Annotated in this window: 3 protein-coding genes; 2 read left to right on the top strand and 1 reads right to left on the bottom strand. The window is 45.8% G+C overall.

From position 1 onward, the window contains the following. Positions 1–288, top strand: a 288-nt coding sequence (locus ACTXGO_RS11030) for a RidA family protein (RefSeq protein ID WP_443574510.1), incomplete at its 5' end; no start/stop codon positions are given. Positions 289–443: 155 nt separating this feature from the next. On the opposite strand, the gene gspE is transcribed toward ACTXGO_RS11030, so the two are convergent. Beyond that, on the bottom strand, positions 444–1976 hold the full coding sequence (gspE, locus tag ACTXGO_RS11035) for a type II secretion system ATPase GspE (protein WP_443542361.1): 1533 nt from the start codon (positions 1974–1976) through the stop codon (positions 444–446). Positions 1977–2253: 277 nt separating this feature from the next. On the opposite strand from gspE, the gene ACTXGO_RS11040 reads away from it, so the two are divergent. After that, positions 2254–3654 carry a WS/DGAT/MGAT family O-acyltransferase gene (locus ACTXGO_RS11040; protein ID WP_435950159.1) on the top strand — a complete coding sequence of 467 codons (1401 nt, stop codon included), beginning with the start codon at positions 2254–2256 and terminating at the stop codon, positions 3652–3654. Positions 3655–3702: the final 48 nt, after the last annotated feature.

Below are 3702 nucleotides of genomic sequence, written 5' to 3' on the forward strand. Positions count from 1 at the left end.
ATGTCAGGTCAGATCGGCTTTAAAGACGGTCAGCTGGTCAAAGGCGGTATCAAAGCTGAGACCAAGCAAGCCTTGAACAATATCAACACGACCTTGCTAACGTATGGCTATCAAAAATCAGATATCGTTAAGTGTCTAGCTATGCTCACAGATATGGATGATTTTGCTGATTTTAATGAGGTATATAAAGCTGAGCTTGCCAAACCTTATCCTACGCGCTCCGCTTTTGGCGTAGCGGATCTAGCAGCAGGCGCTAGTGTTGAGATCGAATGTATCGCTGCAAAATAGCTCTATAGCTCTATAGCTCTATAGCTCTATAGCTCTATAGCTCTATAGCTAGGCACTTTAAGTTAAGCAGTCCAAATCAAGCAAATAATCTAAGCTAAGCTACTTGGCAAAATTATAAAACGCGCTGAATAGATGGGCGCGTTTGCCTGCTTATTTTATACCAACAAACCCTCATCAGTAGATGCACTCTCTTTGGTCACTCGCAATACCTCCTCTAACGTTGTCCGCCCTGCTATTACTTTGTGCAAACCATCTGCGCGGATCGATGGCGTTTGCAGGCGGGCGTAAGACTCCAGCGCATACTCTGCAGTATTGCTATGGATCATTCGGCGTAGTGCATCATCGACAGGCACCACTTCATATATCGCGGTACGTCCCTTAAAGCCAGACTGATTGCATTTATCACAGCCAACAGGTTTTGGTAAGCTAATGACGCCATCAGGCACGCTTAAACTTATGTCAATCTCATTAAAGAGTTTGGCCTGCTCACTGTCAGCTGCCTGCCATGTATGACAGTGGGTGCATAACGTACGAACCAGGCGCTGTGCCACTACGCCAATTAAAGATGATGATAATAAGAACGGCTCAACGCCCATGTCTTGCAAACGCGTGACCGCGCCAATCGCGGTATTGGTATGCAGAGTTGAGAGCACCAAATGCCCCGTAAGTGATGCTTGTACCGCAATCTCAGCGGTCTCAATATCACGGATCTCACCGACCATCACCACATCAGGATCTTGGCGTAGCATCGCCCGCAGGCTTTTGGCAAAGGTCATATCGACTTTGCTATTGACCTGCGTCTGCCCAATACCGTCCAATTGAAACTCAATAGGATCCTCTGCGGTCAAGATATTACGCGTCTGATCGTTTAGATCAGTGAGCGCTGAATATAGCGTCGTTGTCTTACCCGAACCGGTCGGTCCTGTGACGAGGATAATACCGTGCGGGCGATGAATCAGCCGTTTAAGCTCGCTGTAGTCATTATCTGAGAGCCCCAGATAGGTCATGTTTAATCGTCCTGCTTGCTTATCAAGCAGACGCATGACCACGCGCTCACCAAAGCTTGATGGCAGGGTGGATACCCGCACATCGACCTCGCGTCCTGCTAAGCGCAAGCTAATACGACCATCTTGCGGCACCCGTTTTTCGGCGATATCAAGCTTGGCCATAACCTTGATACGTGAGACTAAAAGCGGCGCTAATTGCCGTTTTGGGGTAATAATCTCTTTGAGCTCGCCATCGACGCGAAAACGAACGACCAAGCGCTTCTCAAAGGTTTCGATATGAATGTCTGAGGCGCTCAAGCGAATGGCTTCAGAAAGCAGTGCGTTAATCAGGCGAATGATCGGTGCATCGTCTTGAGAGTCCATCAAATCTTCGGTTTCAGGGACGCTATCAGCCAAGCTATCAAGATCAGGATGATCCTCCAAACCTGCGGCGATGTGCTGTGATTCACCAGTATTATTGGCATAAACCGCATTGAGTCTTTTTTCAAAGTTGTCGCTATCGATACTCTCGTAAGTCGGTATGCTACGCACGCCCTGCTGCTGCAAAAAACGCATGGCTTCATTAATCGCAGACAAAGGCGTAGCTTTGGTCAGTACCAAAGTTGGCGGTAACTGAGGATCAATGGCTAGCATGATCAAAAGCTGATGACGTTTGGCAAAACTGTATGGCAGCTGCATCATAAAAACGACCTGATAATAAGAGTAAAAATCAAAGCAAAGATAAAACGCATAAGTAAATAATTACCAGCGGTACGTGCTTGCAAGTTTGTTATAATAGCATTTTGTTTTAAGCTGCGCTTAATCATAGCAAAAGCCGATATTTATCGTGTCACTATTACTTTTTAAGCAACGATGTGTGACCCTTAGCTACTTTTTTATCTATACCCGTTTGACTATTTTTACGCTATAGTTATCATAACGCTATAGCCTATTACCTATCGCCATAAAAGGATTTATCATGCGACTAATGACAGCCGTCGACCAGTTGTTTTTACTTTTAGAGTCGCGCCGACAGCCGATGCATGTCGGTGGTTTATTTTTATTTGAATTGCCAGAGGATGAGCAAGACTCAGACAGTGACTTTGTCTATAACCTTGTGCAGCAAATGCAAACCTCAACCGTCCCGCCAAGCTTTCCTTTTAATCAGGTACTAGAGAACTTGCTGTTTTGGAAAGAGGATGATGAGTTCGATGTCGAGCATCATTTTCGTCACGTTGCTCTACCAAGCCCTGGCCGCGTCCGCGAGCTACTTATGTACGTTTCAAAAGAGCATAGCCGCTTACTTGATCGCGCCATGCCGCTTTGGGAATGTCATGTAATCGAAGGTATTTTGCCTGAGTCTGAAGGACAGCCTGGCCGTTTTGCTTTATACATCAAGATTCACCACTCATTGGTTGATGGTATTGCAGCGATGCGCATTGTGCAAAAGACCTTGTCTCAATCACCAAATGACCCAGTATCTTTGCCTATATGGTCGATGGTTACGCGCAGCAATGATAAAGATAAGCTCATCTCAGAGGTGCCCTCAACTAGGCGCATAATCAAAGAGCAGCTATCAACCATCAAGCCTGTATTTACAGAGCTTATGGACAATTTTAAGCACAGCGGTGATGAGGATTATGTCGGCACTTTTGACGCGCCAAAGAGCATTCTTAACCACCGTATCTCAGCCTCGCGCCGTATTGCAGCGCAGTCTTATGATATACGCCGCTTTGAGACTATAGCTGAGCAATTTGATATCAGCGTTAATGATGTGGTGCTTGCAGTTTGCTCAGGTGCGCTCAGACGTTATTTACTCGATCTAAAAGCACTACCGAAAAAACCTTTGATCGCCTTTGTGCCGATGTCACTGCGCGGAGATGAGAGTGCCTCTGGCAACCAAATATCGTTTTTGATGGCAAACCTAGGTACTCATTTAGAAGACCCTGCCAAACGCTTACAACTGATTCATGACAGTATGAACAGTGGCAAGCGCCGCTTTCGTCGTATGAATAAGGCGCAGGTCATCAACTACAGCGCCATTGCCTATGCTTGGCAGGGGCTGAACACCCTCACAGGTTTATTCCCCAAAAAACAAGCCTTTAACCTGATTATCTCTAACGTACCAGGTTCCAAAAAAGAGCTCTATTGGAATGGCGCTTTGCTAAAAGCTCTGTATCCGGCGTCCATCTTGGTCAATGGGCAAGCGCTGAATATTACGCTTGCAAGCTACCTCGATAGAATCGAGTTCTGCATTACTGCCTGTAGCAAGCGCTTACCACATGTACAAGATATGCTCACCTTAATTGAAGAAGAGCTGACGATTTTGGAGCAAGTCAGTGAAGATAAACGTTTAAGTGCGTTAGAATATAAGGTCTAAATGCATGAGATATTGTTTGAAAATCTAAATGCCTAAAACCAAAAAAGC

The organism is Psychrobacter sp. T6-1, assembly GCF_052258445.1.